The sequence below is a fragment of the Undibacterium sp. JH2W genome (genome assembly GCF_049340425.1).
GTDB lineage: Bacteria > Pseudomonadota > Gammaproteobacteria > Burkholderiales > Burkholderiaceae_D > Undibacterium.
In genome coordinates this window covers 1-20100 of record NZ_JBMPOT010000003.1, presented here as the reverse complement: position 1 = coordinate 20100, position 20100 = coordinate 1, and the positions used below count along the sequence as shown (strand labels likewise).

The following is a 20100-nucleotide window of genomic DNA, read 5'->3' as shown; positions in this document are numbered from 1 at the left end:
TAGGTATTTTTTGCAATTGTCTTTTTGAAAGGAATAGCCATGGAACAAGCATCTGCATCTACCCTTACTCACATAGATCGTTGGCAAAAAAATAGACAAAAGGCTTTTAAAGCTATTGCCCCCACAGGCAAAACTGTCAAATATCTGGGCAAGGAATTCTTGGTTTTTCCTGAAACTTTCTGGCCATTTACCGATAGTCAACCCTTGGTGCAAAGCTTCAAAATCAAGACCGGTGAAAGTGTGCTGGATGTGGGGACAGGTTCAGGGGTCATTGCCATATTCGCCTGTTACGGTGGTGCGAGCAAAGTTACTGCCGTAGATATCAATCCGTCAGCAATCAAAAGTGCAAAGCACAATGCCAAAATGCATGGCTTTGACAAACTCATGAAAGTGAAAAAATCCAATCTGTTCCAGGCGCTTAAAGATGAGCAGTTTGACGTAATTACGGCCAATCTTCCTTTTCGTAACAAGCCTGCGCCCGATGTGGTTGCGAGTTCCCAATGGGATACTGATTTCAAGACAAATACACAGTTCTTTGCCGATGTGGGGAAGCATTTGAAGCCAGGAGGGCGGATTTATTTTGCGCAATCCAATTTTGGTGCAATTGATGAGATCAAGGCATTGGCGAAAGCTGCTGGTTTCTCTGTGAGGACATTGGCAAGTGCTGCAGCGGATAAGGCCGAGACCAAAAAATTCTATGCCTTTGTCATGAGGCGAGCAAAGTCTGTGGTGTAGCAATGGATGTTATCGATACTATCAATGTTTTGCGGCAAGTACCACATACTGATATTGCTCAAAGTGTCAAGAAGGTGGCCGTTATTCTGACCGCCCCCAGGTCAGGTTCAAGTCTATTGAAAAGCGTGTTGTCGGTGCACCCCGACATTGCTTCCATGGATGGTGAGATGGAACCTTTTTTGGCCTTAACCAGGAACGGCTTCGCCTGCAACAGTGACAGTGATGTCATCACTCAATTAAATAGTAAAGAGGCGCTACTGGATAATATTTTTGATGACATGAGTTTGCCTGCCAGCGAGGTTTCTGATTACGATACACTTAGAGGAAGATGGATAAAACGTCTGCTACTACAATATCCAGCATTGTTTTCTCAAGCCGAAGCGTACCTTCAGCTTGTGCAGGACTTGGATGCTGTCTTCGATTACGCTAAAGAGCAGCAAATACAAGGTGAAGCCATGTTGCAAGAGCTGATCTTGTCCAGAGTCTTCAGACATGAGGCATGGAGGCTGGATTACTACGATGGTAAAAAAAATCCTGCAGCAAATCATTGCTTCAATGAAGTGATTAAATTAGAAGAGCCTCCTTTCGTCATTCCCCGTCACTATCGGCGACATTTCAGATCCGACGATGCCAGTGATAAGACTTTGCTTTTTAAAACGCCACCTGATGTTTATAGGATTGGCATGTATGAGCGATTATTTCCAAATGCACAAATCAGATACATACATCTGACCAGGGGCTATGCACAGTCAGTGAATGGTTTGATAGACGGATGGTTGTCACCAGTTGCTTTTTTTTCGCGAAATCTGGAGATCGTAGGCGTTAATTTGACCATTAAGGGATATACGAATCTAGTTGGCTTTGGAAAGCATTGGTGGAAATTTGACCTGCCACCTAACTGGAAAGAATTTACCAGCGCCAGCTTGGAAGAGGTTTGCCTGAATCAATGGTTGTCTGCCCATCAAGCCATTTTTAATAGTCAAGTCAGATGTTTACCTGTTTCTTTCGAGGAGTTTTTGTCGAAACCTGGCAGCACCATGAAAAAAATTACTTCTTACCTGGGCTTGCAGGACATGTCTGGTTTGCCTGCTTTTCCAGTAACGATGGCAACCGAGGCACCCAAAATCAGGCGCTGGCAAAAACGTGAGGACAGCTTGCTACGTCTGGGGGATAGAAAAGAGGTCAGGGTGATGATGGACGCTTTGGGTTATCAAATGATTCCTGAAACCTGGCTATGAAAAATCACTTGCTTATTCCCTATCTGACGGGGCAGAGAAGAAACGGGCTGACACGTGTCAATGATGTCAGCACACATCCGTGGCAGGTCTTGGATATTCCAGATTTTACCGAGAATACTATTAGTGACGCCAATGAAAAATTGCGCAGAATGGGACAAATTTATGCACTGCATGCCAATACTGTCAGGCAGATAATCGAGCGTGGTGCCAGACCTGTGACTATCGCTGGCGATTGTTTTTCCACTTTGGGTGTTTTGACTGGATTGCAAATGGCAGGCAAGTCACCTGACCGTATATTGTGGCTGGACGCACACGGGGATTTTCATACCTGGGGGACAACGCAGACAAAATATCTTGGTGGAATGCCTTTAGCCATGCTGGTCGGAAAACGAGACAGGCGCAAAGATAGTCGCGACACAGTTGGCGCATTCCTTGATGTAATCGGCATCCAGCCCTTTCCTGAAGAAAAAATTATTTTGTCAGACGCGCGCGACCTTGATCCTGGCGAAAAAGAGTCGCTAGAAAGTTCCAAGATAACCATCTGCACAATTGGGGATGTACATAAGCATTTGTTGCCAGAAGAGAACATTTATCTGCATTTTGATACGGATGTGATTGATGATAAGGCAAAGTTGCCTGCATTAAAGTATCATGTAAAACAAGGTCCATCACATGCAGAAATAAAGTCACTTTTCACTTATCTGCGCCAGCACAAACTAGCTGCCATATCCGTTTCTGCCTGGCATGAAGAAGAAGATCTTGACAACAAAACTGCTATTGCTTGCTTAAATTTGCTAAAAGAACTAGAATAAAAATTAACATTTTTGCATTTCTCATTGCAAATTTTGGCCTTGAGCAATAAAAATATTGTTTTATCATCAAGAATATCCTAACTTCACCAGATAAGCCTTTGCTAGATTTATCCCCACTCTTGCGTAGTTCTGGCACTAACGGAGCGGGTATCTGGAAAACCAAGAAGGAGAGTAGGCATGACGGGTGCGAAATTCAGGCAATTGAATAATAAGGCCATCCTGACCTGGCTGGTCTGCCTGTTTTTGGTGGCACTCTTGATTGGTCTTATTTATCTTTGGTTAATTCGTACACCTGCGAAACCTGAGTCCTCGCTAGAGCAAGTCATCATCGCAACCAATACAGAATATGTTGGGACTTGCTCAATCACTGCTGCCAGAGAGAAGGGCTATTTCGCCAAAGAAGGAATTGTCGTCCTCATTCAATCACACTCCAGTGGTAAAGCCGCCATGGAAGCTGTCTTGCAGGGACAGGCAAATCTCGGAACGGTGGCCGATATTCCTGTCATGTTCGCCGGACTCGATCAAAGACCTGTATCGGTGATTGCCACCATATTCAAAACCGAAAAAGATCATGGCATTGTTGGGCGCAGGGACAGAGGTGTATTAAAACCATCTGATCTCAAAGGAAAGCGGGTGGGGGTGACGCTGAGCACGTCCAGTCATTTTACGCTCAGTGCATTTTTAAATCGCCAAAAATTGTCGGTAAAAGATGTCACCATGATTAACTACAAACCCGAAGAATTTGCAGATGCAATTGAGCGGGGAGAAGTTGATGCAGTTGCGTCCTGGGAGCCATTTTTAAATACCATGATGACGCGTCTGGGTAGCAATGGCGTAGTTTTTTATGGCAAAGATGTATATGAGAGTTTATACAATGTTGTTGGTATGCGTAGCTATATCGCTGAGCAGCCAGAAACCATCAGAAAGGTGTTGCGCGCCTTGGACCAGGGGAGTCAGTATTGTAACGATAAGCCAGATGCTGCAAGGGTAATGCATGAGGCAGGCAAGAAAACTGACACCAAAGAGCAGAGGGCTGCATGGGCGGCATATCGATTTGAAATAGTGCTCGATCAGGGATTATTGCTGGCTTTGGAAGATCAGGCACGATGGGCTATCAAAAACAAGTTGACCAACAAGACAGAAGTACCGAATTACCTGGACTATGTCTACCTTGATGGCATGGAAAAGATAAAACCGTCTGCAGTGACCATTATCCATTGAGATTCTAAAGTGAAAATTTCAACTAGACTGAAATTTGCGGAATTAATCTCTTTAGCGATTGTGGCTGTTATTGCCGCTATTTTGTTGTCCACTACTTTGCAGATGAAGCGGGAAATTGCAAAAAACGAAGCTGCTGGCGAGTTATTGCAAGCAGTAACTGCTTTGCGCTATCTGACGCTGGAATACGCCTTGCGCCATGATGAGCGCACCAGGGCGCAATGGCAATTACGCAGTACCTCGCTATCCAAGCGTCTGGCTGGCACCGAGGAATTTATTGAATTCAACGACAAAGAGGCGATTTCTGATTTGCGTAGTGCCAATGAGAACATAGAACAATTATTTACTCTTCTGGTAAATAATCATCATGAGCTACTACGCGAAAAAGAAAAGGCCGAGATACTGGAAGAGTTGGAATCACGCTTGCTGGGGCAGATTACGAATAAAACCCAGGCCATGATTTCCGATGCTTTGAATTTATCCGACCAAAGCCGCATTGGCGCCTTGGATGCACAGCAAAGAGCTTTCAATGCCGTTATTTTGTTTGGCGGTATTGTTGTGCTGGTTGTTACCGTCACCATTTATATCACACTCAGAAGTGTCAGTCGCCCACTGGAAAAACTACGGGAGGGAACTGCCATTGTTGGGGCTGGCAATCTGGATTTCTCCTTGCGTTTTGAAAGCCAGGATGAAATAGGAGACCTAGCCCGCGCATTTGATGGCATGACGGAAAAACTTAAATTGACCACAGTGTCACGTGATGCACTGGTGAATATCAATGAAGAATTGCAGGCAGAAATAATTGAACGCCAACAAATAGAAAAAAAAGCACAAGCACAACTCGCCCGGCTCAATCTATTGCATCAAATTACCCGCTCCATTGGCGAGCGGCAGGATTTGCGCAGTATTTTCCAGGTTGTCATCCGCAGTCTTGAAGATCATTTACCTGTCGATTTTAGTTGTGTCTGCCTCTACAGTCAGGAGAAGAATTTACTGACTGTTACTAGTGTTGGCTTGCACAGTGAGTCACTGGCACAAGAATTATCCATGACACAAAATGCTCAGGTATCTATTGATGAAAACGGTTTGTCTCGTTGTGTGCGCGGACATCTTGTGTACGAGGCGGATATCGGCAAAGTTGACTTCCCATTCCCGCAAAGGCTGGCTGCGGGTGGGCTTAGTGCCCTGGTAATGGCACCCTTGAGGGCCGAAAGCACTGTTTTTGGTGTACTGGTTGTCGCCAAGCGGCAAGCTTATAGTTTTAATAGTGGTGAATGTGAGTTTTTAAGGCAATTGAGTGAGCACGTTGCGTTGGCTGCGAATCAGGCGCAACTCTACACGGCATTGCAACAGGCATATGATGATTTGCGCCAAACTCAGCAATCCATCATGCAGCAAGAACGTTTGCGTGCACTTGGTCAGATGGCAAGTGGTATTGCTCACGACATCAATAATGCAATTTCTCCAGTCGCTTTATATACAGAATCTTTGCTCGAAACGGAAAAAAATCTTAGCGTCAAGGGGCGTAATTATCTCGAAGTTATTTCCCGCGCTATTGACGATGTGGCAGCTACTGTGGCAAGAATGCGGGAGTTTTATCGTCAACGCGCCCCTCAATTAACGCTACTTCCTGTTAATGTAAATAGTTTAGTGCAACAAGTTATAGATCTGACCCGTGCACGATGGAGTGACATGCCACAGCAACGTGGCATCGTCATTAATGTGCATACTGAGTTTCTTCCTGACTTGCCTGACATTATGGGAGTGCATGGTGAAATCAGGGAAGCGTTGACCAATTTGATTTTCAATGCGGTAGATGCCATGCCTGAAGGAGGTGTGCTCACGGTGCGTACCAATGTCGTACAAGACTTGCTTGAGTCAACCAAGGAAGTCATTTTGAAACAGGTCTGTATTGATGTCTGCGATACCGGCGTGGGCATGTCGGATGATACCAAACGCCGTTGCTTGGAACCGTTTTTCACTACCAAAGGAGAGCGCGGTACTGGATTGGGTTTGGCCATGGTGTACGGCATGATAGAAAGGCATAGCGCGCACATAGAAATACTGACGGAAGTCGGCATAGGTACCACCATGCGCCTGAGCTTCCTCGTACCCACAACAGTGGGTGAAATTTCGCACTTGCCTGTGCCGGACACTATTCCGACACAAAGACGCATCCTGGTAGTTGATGATGACCCCATGGTGCTTAAATCTTTGCGGGATATACTGGAAATTGATGGTCATAGCGTGATTTCTGCTGATGGTGGCCAAGCCGGCATAGACTCTTTTAATGACGCTCACGGCCAAGGAGATCCATTTGCAGTTGTGATTACAGATTTAGGCATGCCTTATATTGATGGTCGCAAACTGGCGAATTCGATTAAACAAAAATCTCCCGCCACTCCTATCATTATGTTGACGGGCTGGGGTCAGCGTCTTGTCGATGATGGAGACTCTCCATTTCATGTGGACTATGTATTAAGTAAGCCACCCAAATTGTCAGAATTGCGCGAGGCTTTGAGAAAAATTCTTTGATCTGCTTGAAAATTCTTTCAAATGCCCACTTTGATACTGATACGGTACACTTAAAGTGCAGCCGTCCCCTGGACTGCGACACAATAATCTCAATTTATTTGACGTGGCGAACCTGTTCACCAATTGATTTTATGCCCCGCTTCTGTTTCTGTATGGCGGGCGTCATCTGTGGTGTGTAAATAATTATTTGTGGTGCTCAACGACTCATGCCCAAGATTATCTCGTATGTGACGCAAGTCGATATCATTATTGGCCATGTGAGAACCAGCTGTATGACGCAGCCAGTGCGCCGAAGCCTGTTCAACACGGTCAGCAAGGGCGAAATACTGCTCTCCACGCTGCCTCAATCTCTCTGCGGTCTGTTGAAAAACCTTTTTTACTATGGAATGCAAAGCGCCGCGAGTCATTGCATCTGTTCTGCTGCCGATAGGTAGTAGCAATGGAAGCTGCTCTGCTTGCAAGGGTAGGGGAGTTAAGCCTTTGGCTGTACGATAGCGGCTCAGTTCAAGCATCAATTCATTCGTGGCGGGCACAATTCTCAGTTTGCCTCCTTTGCCTAAGATTTCCAGCCACCAGCGTTCTTGCCCGTTCCTGTCGCGCCTGCAGAAAAAACTGCCCATAGTATTTACTATCACTTCGGATATTCTGAGGCCACACAGGTAAAGCAAGGAAAACAGCCAGCGTAGACGGCAGTATTGTTCGCACTGACGTTCAGTTTCTTTGGGCATGGCTTCTATGCTCTGCTTGACTTCAGACCACAGCTCATCTTCCAGATAACGAGTAATGCGTGGCTTGGCTTTTCTGCTGCGCTGGCGCGACAAGGAGAGCGGATTGCCAGCCAGATAGCCCGCATTCACCAGCCAAGAGAACATGACATTCAATATCACCGCAGCCTGGCGCTGGCTACCAAGCGATAGCGGGCCTGAGAAGGGGCGCCATTCAGGATGCTTGCGAGAAAATTTCCGCTTGTCCCGCATTACCCAGCGTGTAGCCGGTTCTGGGTAGGCTAAAAATCTTTGGTAGCTGAGCCAGTCTTCATGCGTCAGTGAAGATAGCGGTTTGCCCAATTGCACTGTCGACCACAGTAGCAGGCGCTCAGCCTCTTTGCGGTAATTATCAAAGGTCGTCTTCGTATCCCAGAAGCGTGCCAGCCAGGCTTTGATGGCATCGATATCGTTATCCGCCTTAATTTGTGACCGATTGCCTGTGGCCCGGTTACTGCCGCTGCTGCCATCCATTTCCCTGGGCAAGTGCGCATTTTCCAATGTTGTCGGCACGGTCAAAATATCGGTATTCATGTTTTGGGATTGTCTGCTGGGCGATACGGGGATGTGAAGTGTTTAGTATTGCTTATTTCGACTTGGGCGGCAAATTATAATGACATTATAAAAGTAATGTCATATTTATTTTTAATTTAATTAAATACACTACGTAATACGTTGTATTATCAATTAAATTAATAGTGAGAATAATATGAACACTTCGACATCAGACGAGCGCATGCTATTGGCCGATATTGAAACGCTGCGCGAGCAATTCACGCAAACACAGGACTTGTACAGAGAGGTTTGTGCCGCGATGTTCTTCCGTTATGGCATGACGCCAACTGCCAATAAGCTCTATCAGCTTGTGCGCAAGGGCAGCATGTCAGCGCCAGCCGAGGCATTGAACCGTTTCTGGCAAGATTTACGGGAGAAGAGCAGGGTCAAAATAGAGCACCCGGATTTGCCGGAGGCTTTAAAGCAGGCAACTGCAGCAATGGCAGTCAGCCTGTGGTCCACTGCCTTGGAGCAGTCACAGGAATCCTTGTCTACTTATCGCGCTGAGACCGCAGAGCAGCTTATTGCTGCCAATGCCGCAAAAGAAATGGCGGAGCTGGAAATGCAAGTGATGCTGAAATCACAGGAATCTTTGACGAGTGAGTTAACGGCAGCCAAGGCAAGCATTCAAGAAAGGGAGCATGAAGTCACCACCTTACAAGTCAGGAATGAGAGTCTTGATATCCAGCTTGCCTCCAGTAAGTCGGAAATAGCCCAGTATCAATCCAGATTACAGGTGGCCACTCAGGAATTTACTCTGGAATTGGAAAAGCAGCGCCAGACATCCCTGTTGGCCGAAGAGCGCTTCAGAGTTGCAGAAAAGCGCGCGCTCATGGAAGTGGACAGAGAAAGACTACAGAGTGGCAAATTGCAAAAAGAGCTGGACCTGGTGCGTAGCTCAATGGTCCAGGCACAAGATAGTCACCAAAAGGAAATGCTGGCCTTACAAGAGCAAACAGGTAACTTGCGCCAGGACGTTGGTAGTCTGCAAGGACAATTGTTCGCACTCACTGAAATCCGTGACTCAACCATGAAAGAATTGCTGATGGAAAGAGGGCGCATGGAGACGGTGCAGTCTATGCTAATCACCGGCAAAACTGAAATGGAGCAACTGCAAAAGCAATTACAGCAGAGCAGAGAAGCTATAGAAAACTTGAAGGTAGAACTGGCTAATGAGCGCGCAAGCCGTGAAAACGAAAAGCAAATGCTATTGCAAAACAAGCATCAAATGAAGGAAGGTGATGTCGACTAGTTTCATGGCAAGGCTTCGTACTGCCTGGCAATCGTTTAAAAATCGTGCTCTTGGCAGAAATTTGTGCGAAATACTGAACTTTCGCTCAGTTTCTCAGACTAAACTTATCGCGCCTTAAGCTTGCTTTAAACTTGCCTTAAGGTGTACGAGGGAAACCATTTATAATTTTCACATCTTTTTATAACAATATGATGAAAAAAACACTTACCACGCTGGCGGTCATGAGCCTTTGCCAGATAGCTAGCGCAGACGAAGGCATGTGGATGCCCCAACAATTGCCACAAGTTGCCAATCAACTTAAGGCCGCAGGTCTGAAACTCGATCCAGCAACATTAACCAAGCTGACAGAATTCCCTATGGGGGCTATTGTAAGCCTGGGTGGTTGCTCTGCATCGTTTGTTTCACCACAAGGCTTGGTCGCGACCAATCATCACTGCGTCTACAATAGTGTTGCCCATAATTCCAAGCCAGAACGCAATTTGCTGGCCAATGGTTTCCTGGCAAATAGCCTGGATGAAGAATTGCCGGCATCTCCAGGCTCACGTATTTTCGTGACCAAAGAAGTCAATAATGTCAGTGACAAGATCATCGATAAAAATACGGCAAAATTGAACGGCAAAAGCCGTGTTGATGCCATAGAAAAAAATTCCAAAGCCATCGTCGCAGAATGCGAAAAAGATGCCGGTCATCGTTGCAATGTTTATCCATACTATGGTGGACTGGAGTTTTATCTCATCAAACAACTGGAAATCAAAGATGTCCGTCTGGTGCATGCCCCTCCTGAAGGCGTAGGCAAGTTTGGTGGCGATACCGACAACTGGATGTGGCCACGCCACACTGGCGACTATGGCTTCTACCGTGCCTATGTCAGCAAGGATGGTAAATCAGCCGACTACAGTAAAGACAATGTTCCTTACGTACCCAAGCATTTCCTCAAACTGGCTAAAGACAATTTGAAAGAAGGCGATTTCATCATGGTACTGGGCTACCCAGGCCGCACTAATCGCCATCGTTTGCCTTCAGAAGTTGCCTATACTTTCGACTGGAATTATCCAGCGTTCGTGAAAGGCTCGGGCGACATGCTGGCCATTATCGCCAAAGAAACCAGCGGTAATCCCGATGCCAAACTGAAGTATGCTGGCCAGGTTGCAGGCATCAACAACTACTACAAAAATCGTCAGGGTATGCTTGATAGCTATGCAGGTAGCGATATCCTGGCACGCAAGACCAAGGAGCATGATGATCTGAAAGCCTGGATCAACAGTAGCCCTGCGCGCGCAAAAGAATATGCCAACGATATTGAGCAAGTGGAAAAACTGATTGCTGAACGCGATGCAATCGGCAAACGTGATTTTTATCTCATGAATTCTTCCCCTCGCTTCCTTGGCACAGCACGCACTTTGTATCGTCTGTCCAATGAGACCGTCAAACCAGACGCAGACCGCAAAGCAGGCTTCCAGGTGCGTGATTTGCCGCGCTTTAAAGCAGGCATCGATGCCGTAGAACGCAATTACGATGAAAAAGTCGACAAAGCCCTGGTGATATACAACCTGAGCAAATATGTTGCACAGGCAAAAGCTGAACGCAATGCCAATTTTGATGCAGCTTTAGGTATCAAGGATGGTATGACAGAAGCCGAGCTTAAGTCCCTGCTTGATACACTTTATGCAGGTAGCAAACTGGGCGACAAAGCCAATCGCAGCGCATGGCTGAATGCAAAACCAGCAGACTTCAAAGCCAGCAATGATAGCTTTATTAAAGCAGCCGTCGCCATGTATGAAGGTGGTTTGAAGCAAGAAGCTGAAGAAGAAGAACTCTCCGGCAAAATCCAGCAAGCCTATGGTAACTACATGAAAGCAAAAATTGCTTTCATGAACAGCAAAGGGCAAGCGGTATATCCTGATGCCAATAGCACCTTACGTGTTACCTTCGGCAAAGTAGCTGGTCGTGATCATGGCACTGCTGATGGGCTGGCCTGGAGTGCATTCACCACGGTCAATGGCATTCCACCGAAAGCAACGGGTAAGGGTGAGTTCAATGCCCCGGCAACGCAATTGGCGGCAATCAAAGGCAAAGACTTTGGTAAGTACGTAGATCCACAACTCAAGACAGTACCGGTGAACTATCTGGCGACACTTGATATCACTGGTGGTAACTCGGGTTCTGCAGCTTTGAATGCAAAGGGCGAATTCATAGGCCTGGCATTTGACGGCACTTTGGATTCCATCATTTCTGATTGGGATTACAACAAGGCTAATTCTCGTTCCATCCAGGTTGATCTGCGCTATATGCTGTGGCAGATGAAACATGTAGACAAAGCTGATCGTCTGCTTAAGGAAATGGGCGCCGAGTAAATTTTGGTATTAGGTCGCTTGAGCTAGCTCAAGCTTCTAAATGAAATGGGTCGCATTGCGGCCCATTTTTTTGCATGATTTAGTTCTATATTGCTGAAATTTTTTCAGTAGCTCATGCAGACTATCGCATCTTATCAAGTTGCATACGCTACCCCATACTGACGATAACTTTTTTGGGAGTGTATATATGAAAATGCGTCAACTTGGATCTTCAGAATTATTTGTATCCGCTATTGGCCTTGGCTGCATGGGAATGAGTTTTGCGTATGGCAGCGGCGATGATGCGGAGTCGATCAAGACTATCCATAGAGCGGTAGATCTTGGAGTCACTTTTTTTGACACCGCTGAAGTCTACGGTCCGTTTGCCAATGAAGAACTGGTGGGAAGGGCACTCAAGGAATTGCGTGGCAAAGTCACCATTGCCACCAAGTTCGGCTTCAAAATCCTTCCTGAAGGGAAGGGGGTAGAGCGCATGGCGGGTGTAGACAGTCGGCCCAGCCATATACGCGCGGCAGTTGAGGGCTCGCTCGCCAGACTTGGTGTCGAAGCCATTGATCTCCTCTACCAGCATCGCGTCGACCCGGCAGTTCCCATTGAGGACGTCGTAGGCACCATGGCCGATCTCGTGCGCGAAGGTAAAGTTAAGCATCTAGGACTATCCGAAGTTTCAGCCCAAACACTCAGACGTGCACACGCCGTCCATCCCATTGCGGCTGTCCAATCCGAATATTCTTTATGGAGCCGCGATGTCGAGGCGGAAATCCTGCCAGCGTGCCAGGAGCTCGGCGTTGGTTTTGTTCCTTACAGTCCTTTGGGTAGAGGCTTCCTGACAGGCAAGCTCAACTCGACGGACGGCTTGAGCAGTGACGATTATCGCCGCAGCTTGCCGCGCTTCCAGGCAGAATCACTGGGAGCCAATAAGCTGCTTATCCTGGAACTGGAGCGCCTCGCCACCAAGCGTGGTGTTACTGCTGCACAGCTCGCTCTCGCCTGGATACTTGCGCAGAATGAGTCAATTATTCCTATTCCTGGCGTCCGTCGTCTTGCACATCTCGAAGAAAACCTGGCTGCGACGGACATAGTACTAACTCAAACCGAGCTTGCAGATATCGCAGCCGCCATTCCTGCAAAGGCAATTCAGGGTGAGCGCTATACAGAAAAGGAATTGGGCATGGTCGGCCTCTGAGACAACTTCGATAAACTGTAGCTCGCTCATCAATGGAAGTGCTTTTGGTGATATAAAAACATACTTCGTATTTTCTTATATTCCAGCAGTTCATCAATTCAAAGACGAGGCGGCTTGCTGACATTGATCCTGGATATAACTCCAGAGTTTTTCGGCAACAGGTCCGTGAGGGATGTTGCGGTTGCGTGCCGCAACGAGACGGACTTGCCCGCCTCTGAGATGCAGGCCTTTGATTGACAGCAATTTTTGTGTGCGCAAATCTTCTTCAATCAGATAATCGGGCATATGCCCCCAACCCATTCCCTGAACAATAATTTCTTTCTTCATCAATTGATCGCTTACTGTCCAGCTGCGAGCGCCGTCCATCAGATAATAATCGCGCGGCTTGGAATGTGTCGCTGAATCACGGATGACACACTGCACATAGTCTCGCATCTGTTCTGGCAAAATGTTATCGCTGACCGGGAAAGAAAGAAAGCCGGGAGCAACAACAGGAATGAGTTGGACATTTTGTAGTTCTATATATTCCAGGCTTGGATCGCTAGCATCAATATGATGAAAGATAAGGTCTGCATTGCCATCCCTCAGACGCTCCCAGGGGCCAGAAATTGCCTCGAAATGCAAGTGGAGTCTCGTACTGGGACTTGCATCAAAAAAACGGCGTAACAGGTTTAAGGTTTCTGTCAGTGGACTCAAATCTCCTATCACTACATGCAACTCAGCCTCCACACCCATGGTGAGCTGGTTGATGTGATTTTCCAATTTCCCATATTCCTGAAGTAGAACGCGGGCATGTCCATAGAATGAACGTCCTGCGTCTGTCAGCTTTACTCTGTAGCTGCTCCTATCCAAAAGGCTGACGCCTACTTGCGCCTCCAGGCTCTTGACTGCCGCGAAGACAGTGGGTTGAGAGCGAAATAATTGATCCGCCGCTGCCTGAAAACTCCCATGATTGACCACTGCATCAAAACAGCGCAACTGGTGCAGCGTCAGATTGTTCATATTAGATTAATTGAATTAAGTTATTAGAAATTTGAAAGTATAAATCAATTAACTCCACTGATAAAGTCTTACACATCTACAACAGCGGAGTCTCAAAAATGAAAGCAATCGTTATAAAACAATATGGTGGGCCAGAAGTGTTGGCAATAGAAGAGCGTCCAATGCCAGTAGTGAAGGCAGGGCAGGTTCTAATAGAAATAAAGGCATTTGGTATCAATCAGGCGGAAATTTATTTCAGGAAGGGTAGTTGGGCTGATGTTGCAGAAATCAGTGGAATTGAATGCGTCGGCCTCGTTAGCGCAGACCCATCCGGGCAATTTCAAGTCGGGCAAAAAGTCTTTGCCATCGTTGGCGGTATGGGGCGCAGTATCAATGGCAGTTATGCAGAATATATCGCTGTGCCGGCAAGTAACGTCACACCTTTTAATAGCAATCTGGCATGGGAACAATTGGCCGCGATCCCAGAGTCATATGCGACAGCATGGAGTTGCCTGCATAGCAATCTTGAGATAAGTGCTGGTGAAACTTTGCTTATACGTGGCGCTACCTCAGCTTTAGGTCAGGCAGCGCTTAATATAGCGGTGCATGTCGGAGTGAACGTCATTGCTACAACTCGCAATGCAGAACGAATCGCTGGATTAAAAGCAATTGGTGCCAAAGAAGTCGCGATAGAAGCACCAGATCTACACGAAACTTTGAATGTGCACCGATCTGGCAAAATTGACGCAGTCCTTGATCTGATAGGGAATACTACAGTGCTCGGTTCTCTTGCAGTAGTTTCCAAAAATGGTCGTGTTTGCCTGGCAGGTTTTCTTGGTGGTGGTGGTCCGATCAGTAATCTTGAACCCGTGTTTCAAATACCAAGTGGACGCCACCTCAGTGTCTTTGCCAGTGCATTAGCGATAGGAAGTGCTGAATTTCCCATGAATGAAATCCCTTTTCAGGAGATAGTTGATCTGACGGCCCAAGGTGTGTACAAAGCATCGCCAGCAGAGGTGTTTGAGTTCAACCGCATTCAAGACGCACATCGTTTACTTGAGTCCGGGCAGGCAAATGGAAAAATCGTCATTCGTATTTAACATAGCCATGCATTTGCATGAGATGTTGTAAAAATTGGTCAATGCGTGACTTACAGTTATGTAAGTCACGCATTGATAAGTATCTTTACGGGCTACCTTTGTGGCGGGCTATCTACAACACTACTTCTATAAACAGGTGATCAGGTTCACCAGTTCCGCCTCCTGTTCCTCCTGGCGATAGCCTCTCTAGCTAGCTCAATCAGCTTGCAAGAACAATCGCTGGCGGGCTATAGGTTTGCGTGAAGCTGACAGTAGGGCCGGGAACATAGATCCGTAAAATTAAAAAGAAACTTTCGTCATCGCTGGGTGACTGCAACCAGTAACTTCCAGCAGGTAAGGTGCCGGGCTTTTCGCTTTGGATCAGGATGCTCATGCCGCCTTGGGCATTGGTTGTGGAAAATTCTGGATAATAGCCGTTGATGGAATAATTGCTTGAGCCGGGGCAGAGGTTGTAAGTCGAGTTATACAATGTCAGCGACCAGAAACCATGCATATCAGCGTTGAATGGCGGGAAATTATCTGCCGAAAAAGTCATGCTATAGCTATTGGCGCTATTCAAATCCCGGCCGTTGCTGTCGATGCTGGTGTTGATATACACTGCTTCGTCCGGGTCGTTGGCGCAGATTCCTGATAGCGATTGCACCGCTGCCCTGGTAATAAAGTCGCTGTTTTGCCCGGCGCGGCCACTGTCTTGCGGTGGATACGTCCAGTTATTCATCGTTTTCCCACGACCTTTGCTGAATTTTTTCAGTAAGGCCAGCCCATCTCTCGCCGCTCGCTGAAGACCGATGCGGGTGGCTTCGGATTGCTTCTCTACATGCTGGTTCGGGCCGATGTTGATCGTGGCAAACAGCCTCAGCAATTGCTGCTGATTGATTCCCGGCGGCAAACCGGGCGGGTTTTGTGTCATGGCTTCGTTCATGGTGTGCCATGCCCCTGCGGTATGGTTGTAGTCGACACCCCAGGGTATCATCACAGGCTTTTTATACGGAGTGGGCGCATTGGGCCAGTCCGCCAGCGGCGTCAATATGTATTGCTGCTGGATCGCATTGGCCAATTGAAGATCGGCTGAGCTACTATCGTTGACCCCGGTCCGTCCCAGCAGGAATACGGTATCGGTGCGCGAGCGCGGCAAGATGTCCGCCACGCCATCTGGCACCGTGCCGTTCCAGTGGTGTGGTGCAATCAGGTAGTTGCCTGCTTCTGTGCCTGTGGAATGCGTGCCCACATAGGCGAAGTTGTCAGCATCCATGCACACCATTTCGACGACGAAATACCGATCGCTGACTGCCGGAACCGAGATGACGATGGGGTCTTCGCCAATGTCCAGCCAGGCTGTGGAATACAGCGTATCGGTATTGGGCGCGCCACCCGTTTGCGCTGCTGGCGTTGCCAGCACGGCTGCGTGATGAAAAGTATTGATGGGCGCATACAGGTCAGGCAGCCCATGCTTTTCTGAAAAATGCTTGCCTGCTTCGCTGGCCCACAGCCAGCGCAGTTGCGTATTGTAAATCCAGGGAAAACCAAAGACGTAGGCTTGAATGCCCAGCGAATACGCATACTCTTCTTCTGCATTGTCTGGCCCAGGCAGGCTGAGTTGCGGCAATTGCAGGCTGAACTGGCTTGCGTCCGGTGTTGATGCTGCGTTGCTCATGATGAATCCTGTCAGGGGTGAAATGATGGGGATAGAAGCAAAACACGCTCTAAAATGCTGTTTTGTCCTGGCGGTGTAGTCGAAGGTTTCAGACTTCATGTTGTTTCCCGACCTAGCGACCCTCCCTTGCTAGGGAGGATTCCATACATCGTTAGCCCAGCCGGTAAAATTCTGCATCAGCCCTCTTGATTAATTCTGTTGATACAGGATATGCCCGGCTGTGGTTGAAATAGCTGTCCCTTTTCCTACTTAAAACATGCGCTGGTGTCTTGCGGATTCTTTGCATTGCCAGGCATCAGCTCGAATGGCGTGAAGCGGCCAGGGGCCGTGGTTTGCTTTTGCACGTAGTCGGAGTACGACATCAGCGCGGCGTTCATGACATGCAGCCGGTTCAAAGTGGAAAGCTCCTGCAGCGGCAATGTCACCAGACCGGACTTATAGACTTCGCCGCGTGTCCATTGCTGGCCCTGGGTGATCGTGCCGACGAGCCTGGCCTGCAGATCGGCAGAACTTTGCCCCATGGCGTTTTTTCCGCCAACGACATCAGGAGGCAGCAGTTCTGGGTTGACGATCCATCCCCTGGCTTTGGCAACCGTATTACCAAAAATAATCAGCTCGTTTAATGTCATATTGAGTGACGTGTAATCACGCAAGGGCAAGGGAGCATCACCAGTAGCTGTTTCTTCGGTATGCCCGGCGATGTGCGGCGCCGTGGCACAGGTCGCACCGAAGATGAGTTGCAGATTATTGCCATCCAGTTTCATATAGCTACCGACATCGGTGCCGCCAGGAGGAGAGGGGGCATCGTCGCCGCAGTAGGTCGAATGCGAAGCCGTGTCCTGCATGCTGTGGATATACAAGCCGATGCGGGCAAGCTGCACAGGAACTGGCGGCAAGGCCGGATCTTTCCATAAAACACCGGTTGTGCGTGACTTCTCTTTCAACCAGGGGCCAAGCTCCCGGTAGCTGACGTCGCCATTGCTGTTGTCGAGAATTTTAGGCCCAGAGTTAAAACTGACCTGAACACCGTTCTGTGACTGTGTAATCACCGGCACGGTTCCCTGCACAGTGATCCCGGTCCTGCACGCACGGCCACTGAAATTCGAAGCGCCATTTGGCACCGTCAAGCCCGCCGCGCACAGCAATCCAGGTTCATCATCTGGCTGCATGGCCCATTGCCGCAGATTGGACAGGGAACCCTCATAAACATCATCAATCACGACCGGATAGCCGGGTGTAGGGAAATGAAACGGATAGACGGCTTGGATGCCACTGGCACCATGCACGTCAGTACCCGCACTGTTCGGGGAAAACGGCAACACGTAGTGATACAACGGGCCATCGGTCGTGTTATTGATGCGCTGAAAGCCATTAAATTTGGCCGTGATATAAGACTGGCCAGAGTTGCTGACAGAAGCCTGCACACCGCACTGATCAACGGGGGCATATTGCGTATAGTCTGCCACTTCATTGTAAGCAATGATCCAGTACGCCACATCTGCCCTATACCCCAGTGCCTGTGCCAAAAAGTAGGTAGCATCCGCATGTATCATGCTTCTGGCTGGAACAGGGGCAGCAATTTGCTTAACCGCCTGCTCAAGCTGGACCGGACAAGCTTTTCCTTCTGACGGCGTCTTGACACAAGCTGCGCGCGGTTCTACACAGGCGACGATCTTGTTGTTTTGTGTGGATGCACAGAGATCCTCAAAATAGGCATGCGCGACTTGTGGCGCAAAGAATAAAATCGCCAGCAGGGACGCCCCATTACCGATCAAACGCTGAATTTTCATGTGAGCAATCCCGGGATAGTATTCGTGCACGCCGATACGAACGTAATGTTGACGAAGATTGTTTAGTTTAGGCTGTCGATCTAAAGCAGGACGAAAGCGACGAACACTACTAGAATGCCTAAAAAATTGCTTATAGTGGCATTTGTGAATTAAGGTTATCATAAAAACATTTATTGTTGATATAAATGTCACTTGATTTAATTGAAAAACAACAAAGCCGCGTTATTGCATATAACCAATGCCTTTGTAGTACTGGAAGTGTTTGATTTCATTGGAAATATTTCTGATGGCATCACATTGACAATGTATCGCAATTTACAATACTCTGATGCCATTATGGCAGGGTAGTAGTTAAGATTATTGCATTTAAATTTGCATATCTAATCATGAAGCGATTGCCTGATCAAAAGTTTGCTCAATCATTGCTTGAGCCACCAAAGAGCATTAATCGTGGTCATTTTGATCAGTTTCTTGATGCTCCATATTCCAGGAAAATCCATCGGCGAGTCTATTGCTATGGTCATTCATCATACGATTTGTGGAATCGTCTAGAGGTCGACTCCGACTTAAGCTACTTCAATGAAGACCCTCCCAAAATTTCAATTTCAGCTGCGGACAAAATAACTTCTGTTCAGCCAGCGTTTGTTGCAAAAATGAGGGATAAAGCTGTTGTTGCTAATTTTAAAGCCAGTGAATCGGATTCGGATTCAATTGCTACCGATATTTTGAGATTGGCCCTTACAAATTGGTCAGAACAATTTGGAATTGGGATCAGAATTTGGACTCCAAATTTGTTGAGGAAAAACGTAGTATGGCTCGCCAATATTAAGCAATTGCTTCGTTATGTCTGTCGTACTGATTCCCACGCAAAATCGAAAGTTGAAGTGGATGTAACCACAATCAAAACATAGTGACATAAATAGAGAAAATTCTAGTTGTCGCTTAACTGTTCGTTTGCTAACTGAATTGACCCTATCAGTTTGATCCACCTTCCACTTCCTGACGAAGGCAGCCACTCGGTCATACGACCCTTCAAATCACAGTTCTTTCAGATCCAGATGAAGCTGTTTTAAGCTGCGTTATTGTTTCCGATTTTTACCTGCTTCGGTTTTAAGCCAGCTCGAAAGCTGTAATGCATATTTGTCGATAGCACTGGTTGTTTGTCGTTCCGCATAGGCTGGCTCTGTGACTTCAGAGCGCAGATAACACCGAACTGCGTTGCGAGAAATGTCCAGTCGTCTGGCGATCTCCCGTAATGGGATCTGGTCACGAATGTGCCAACGTCGAATAATACCTGGTAATGTCACGTCAATCACTCCTGCTCCCTACTCATCAAGATAAGTAGGATTGTGTGCTAAACGTGGGGCTGTGGCGTAAAACTTGGACTGGTTTATGCCGTAAATCCGAGGCTTTCTCGGTATTCAAGACCTAATGCAGGCCGATTCATGGATTTTACTTTGCAGTAATCTCTTCCCTTATATTCTAAAATGATCCTACTCCCAGAATTCGGTTACGTTACCCTTGAAAAACTAGCATTAAGGATGTCAATTGAGCCTTTGGACGCAGCGCAGTATAACGCCTGCGAACCCGAGCATGGTAGCCATGTTTGAAATATGTATATCGGATTTGCATATAAATAATGCCAGCATATTTTAAATGTGCTTTTTTCGTGAAATGTCATATCGCTTTAGGCAATCGCTTTCCAGTTAACAACTTCAATCCGCATTCCTTCTATGCGTTGAAATGTTATGGAAATACCAGTCGATTGATTTGCAATTGTTTCATTTGTCGGTACTAGAGTGAGGTATCCTGACTTTTTCGGACATTCCTGTTTGTTAAAATAAACGATCAGGAGAAATAATGAAACAGAAAAAAAGATATACCCCGGAATTGCGGGAAGAAGCGGTGAAACTTGTATTGGCGCAA

15 protein-coding genes are annotated in these 20100 nt (G+C 47.3%); 10 read left to right on the top strand and 5 right to left on the bottom strand.

The window, feature by feature from the left end:
• The first annotated feature begins 39 nt into the window (after positions 1 to 39).
• The 5 genes from ACO0LC_RS04615 (at position 40) to ACO0LC_RS04595 (ending at position 6538) form a co-directional block, all read left to right on the top strand.
• Positions 40 to 735 carry a methyltransferase gene (locus tag ACO0LC_RS04615; RefSeq protein WP_423001086.1) on the top strand — a complete coding sequence of 232 codons (696 nt, stop codon included), beginning with the start codon at positions 40 to 42 and terminating at the stop codon, positions 733 to 735.
• 2 nt (positions 736 to 737) lie between these two features.
• Positions 738 to 1973, top strand: coding sequence for a sulfotransferase (locus ACO0LC_RS04610; RefSeq protein ID WP_423001084.1), 1236 nt, complete (start codon positions 738 to 740; stop codon positions 1971 to 1973).
• Positions 1970 to 2785, top strand: coding sequence for an arginase family protein (locus ACO0LC_RS04605; protein WP_423001082.1), 816 nt, complete (start codon positions 1970 to 1972; stop codon positions 2783 to 2785). Before ACO0LC_RS04610 ends, ACO0LC_RS04605 begins: the two co-directional genes overlap by 4 nt.
• Before the next feature lie 177 nt (positions 2786 to 2962).
• The gene (locus tag ACO0LC_RS04600; protein ID WP_423001080.1) at positions 2963 to 4006 is read left to right on the top strand and encodes an ABC transporter substrate-binding protein; all 1044 of its coding nucleotides are present in this window, start codon (positions 2963 to 2965) and stop codon (positions 4004 to 4006) included.
• A gap of 9 nt (positions 4007 to 4015) precedes the next feature.
• Positions 4016 to 6538: a response regulator gene (locus tag ACO0LC_RS04595; protein ID WP_423001078.1), complete on the top strand. Its 2523-nt coding sequence runs from the start codon at positions 4016 to 4018 to the stop codon at positions 6536 to 6538.
• A 116-nt stretch (positions 6539 to 6654) separates the two neighbouring features.
• Here ACO0LC_RS04595 and ACO0LC_RS04590 read toward each other — a convergent pair whose 3' ends face one another.
• Positions 6655 to 7836 carry a tyrosine-type recombinase/integrase gene (locus ACO0LC_RS04590; protein WP_423001076.1) on the bottom strand — a complete coding sequence of 394 codons (1182 nt, stop codon included), beginning with the start codon at positions 7834 to 7836 and terminating at the stop codon, positions 6655 to 6657.
• A gap of 175 nt (positions 7837 to 8011) precedes the next feature.
• Between ACO0LC_RS04590 and ACO0LC_RS04585 the strand changes: the two genes are divergently transcribed.
• The 3 genes from ACO0LC_RS04585 to ACO0LC_RS04575 all read left to right on the top strand — a co-directional run bounded on the left by ACO0LC_RS04585 (position 8012) and on the right by ACO0LC_RS04575 (position 12649).
• Positions 8012 to 9109 (top strand): DNA-binding protein, encoded by a 1098-nt coding sequence (locus ACO0LC_RS04585; RefSeq protein WP_423001074.1) that lies wholly within the window; start codon positions 8012 to 8014, stop codon positions 9107 to 9109.
• 191 nt (positions 9110 to 9300) lie between these two features.
• Positions 9301 to 11463: a S46 family peptidase gene (locus ACO0LC_RS04580; protein ID WP_423001072.1), complete on the top strand. Its 2163-nt coding sequence runs from the start codon at positions 9301 to 9303 to the stop codon at positions 11461 to 11463.
• 187 nt (positions 11464 to 11650) lie between these two features.
• Positions 11651 to 12649: an aldo/keto reductase gene (locus ACO0LC_RS04575; RefSeq protein ID WP_423001070.1), complete on the top strand. Its 999-nt coding sequence runs from the start codon at positions 11651 to 11653 to the stop codon at positions 12647 to 12649.
• A 93-nt stretch (positions 12650 to 12742) separates the two neighbouring features.
• Here the strand turns inward: ACO0LC_RS04575 and ACO0LC_RS04570 are convergent, their stop codons facing one another.
• Entirely contained in the window at positions 12743 to 13651 is a 909-nt protein-coding gene (locus tag ACO0LC_RS04570) for a LysR family transcriptional regulator (protein ID WP_423001068.1), read from the bottom strand.
• A gap of 98 nt (positions 13652 to 13749) precedes the next feature.
• Here ACO0LC_RS04570 and ACO0LC_RS04565 point away from each other — a divergent pair, with 98 nt between their 5' ends.
• On the top strand, positions 13750 to 14730 hold the full coding sequence (locus tag ACO0LC_RS04565; protein ID WP_423001066.1) for a zinc-binding dehydrogenase: 981 nt from the start codon (positions 13750 to 13752) through the stop codon (positions 14728 to 14730).
• Positions 14731 to 14929: 199 nt separating this feature from the next.
• Here the strand turns inward: ACO0LC_RS04565 and ACO0LC_RS04560 are convergent, their stop codons facing one another.
• Together ACO0LC_RS04560 and ACO0LC_RS04555 are read right to left on the bottom strand one after the other, a co-directional pair.
• Positions 14930 to 16384: a DUF1254 domain-containing protein gene (locus ACO0LC_RS04560; RefSeq protein WP_423001064.1), complete on the bottom strand. Its 1455-nt coding sequence runs from the start codon at positions 16382 to 16384 to the stop codon at positions 14930 to 14932.
• 245 nt (positions 16385 to 16629) lie between these two features.
• A complete protein-coding gene (locus ACO0LC_RS04555) occupies positions 16630 to 18174 on the bottom strand; it encodes a hypothetical protein (protein ID WP_423001062.1) in 1545 nt (514 codons plus the stop codon).
• Positions 18175 to 18560: 386 nt separating this feature from the next.
• Here ACO0LC_RS04555 and ACO0LC_RS04550 point away from each other — a divergent pair, with 386 nt between their 5' ends.
• The gene (locus tag ACO0LC_RS04550; protein ID WP_423001060.1) at positions 18561 to 19085 is read left to right on the top strand and encodes a hypothetical protein; all 525 of its coding nucleotides are present in this window, start codon (positions 18561 to 18563) and stop codon (positions 19083 to 19085) included.
• Between the two features lie 776 nt (positions 19086 to 19861).
• Here ACO0LC_RS04550 and ACO0LC_RS04545 read toward each other — a convergent pair.
• Positions 19862 to 20100, bottom strand: a 239-nt coding sequence (locus ACO0LC_RS04545; protein ID WP_423001058.1) for a hypothetical protein, incomplete at its 5' end; no start/stop codon positions are given.

Excerpts from the sequence above, each read along its gene's own strand:
- ACO0LC_RS04610 (WP_423001084.1), top strand. The coding sequence starts at position 738 with ATGGATGTTATCGATACTATCAATGTTTTGCGGCAAGTACCACATACT.
- ACO0LC_RS04580 (WP_423001072.1), top strand. The coding sequence starts at position 9,301 with ATGAAAAAAACACTTACCACGCTGGCGGTCATGAGCCTTTGCCAGATA.
- ACO0LC_RS04585 (WP_423001074.1), top strand. The coding sequence starts at position 8,012 with ATGAACACTTCGACATCAGACGAGCGCATGCTATTGGCCGATATTGAA.
- ACO0LC_RS04615 (WP_423001086.1), top strand. The coding sequence starts at position 40 with ATGGAACAAGCATCTGCATCTACCCTTACTCACATAGATCGTTGGCAA.
- ACO0LC_RS04555 (WP_423001062.1), bottom strand. The coding sequence starts at position 18,174 with ATGAAAATTCAGCGTTTGATCGGTAATGGGGCGTCCCTGCTGGCGATT.
- ACO0LC_RS04575 (WP_423001070.1), top strand. The coding sequence starts at position 11,651 with ATGAAAATGCGTCAACTTGGATCTTCAGAATTATTTGTATCCGCTATT.
- ACO0LC_RS04605 (WP_423001082.1), top strand. The coding sequence starts at position 1,970 with ATGAAAAATCACTTGCTTATTCCCTATCTGACGGGGCAGAGAAGAAAC.
- ACO0LC_RS04590 (WP_423001076.1), bottom strand. The coding sequence starts at position 7,836 with ATGAATACCGATATTTTGACCGTGCCGACAACATTGGAAAATGCGCAC.
- ACO0LC_RS04600 (WP_423001080.1), top strand. The coding sequence starts at position 2,963 with ATGACGGGTGCGAAATTCAGGCAATTGAATAATAAGGCCATCCTGACC.
- ACO0LC_RS04560 (WP_423001064.1), bottom strand. The coding sequence starts at position 16,384 with ATGAGCAACGCAGCATCAACACCGGACGCAAGCCAGTTCAGCCTGCAA.
- ACO0LC_RS04565 (WP_423001066.1), top strand. The coding sequence starts at position 13,750 with ATGAAAGCAATCGTTATAAAACAATATGGTGGGCCAGAAGTGTTGGCA.
- ACO0LC_RS04570 (WP_423001068.1), bottom strand. The coding sequence starts at position 13,651 with ATGAACAATCTGACGCTGCACCAGTTGCGCTGTTTTGATGCAGTGGTC.
- ACO0LC_RS04550 (WP_423001060.1), top strand. The coding sequence starts at position 18,561 with ATGAAGCGATTGCCTGATCAAAAGTTTGCTCAATCATTGCTTGAGCCA.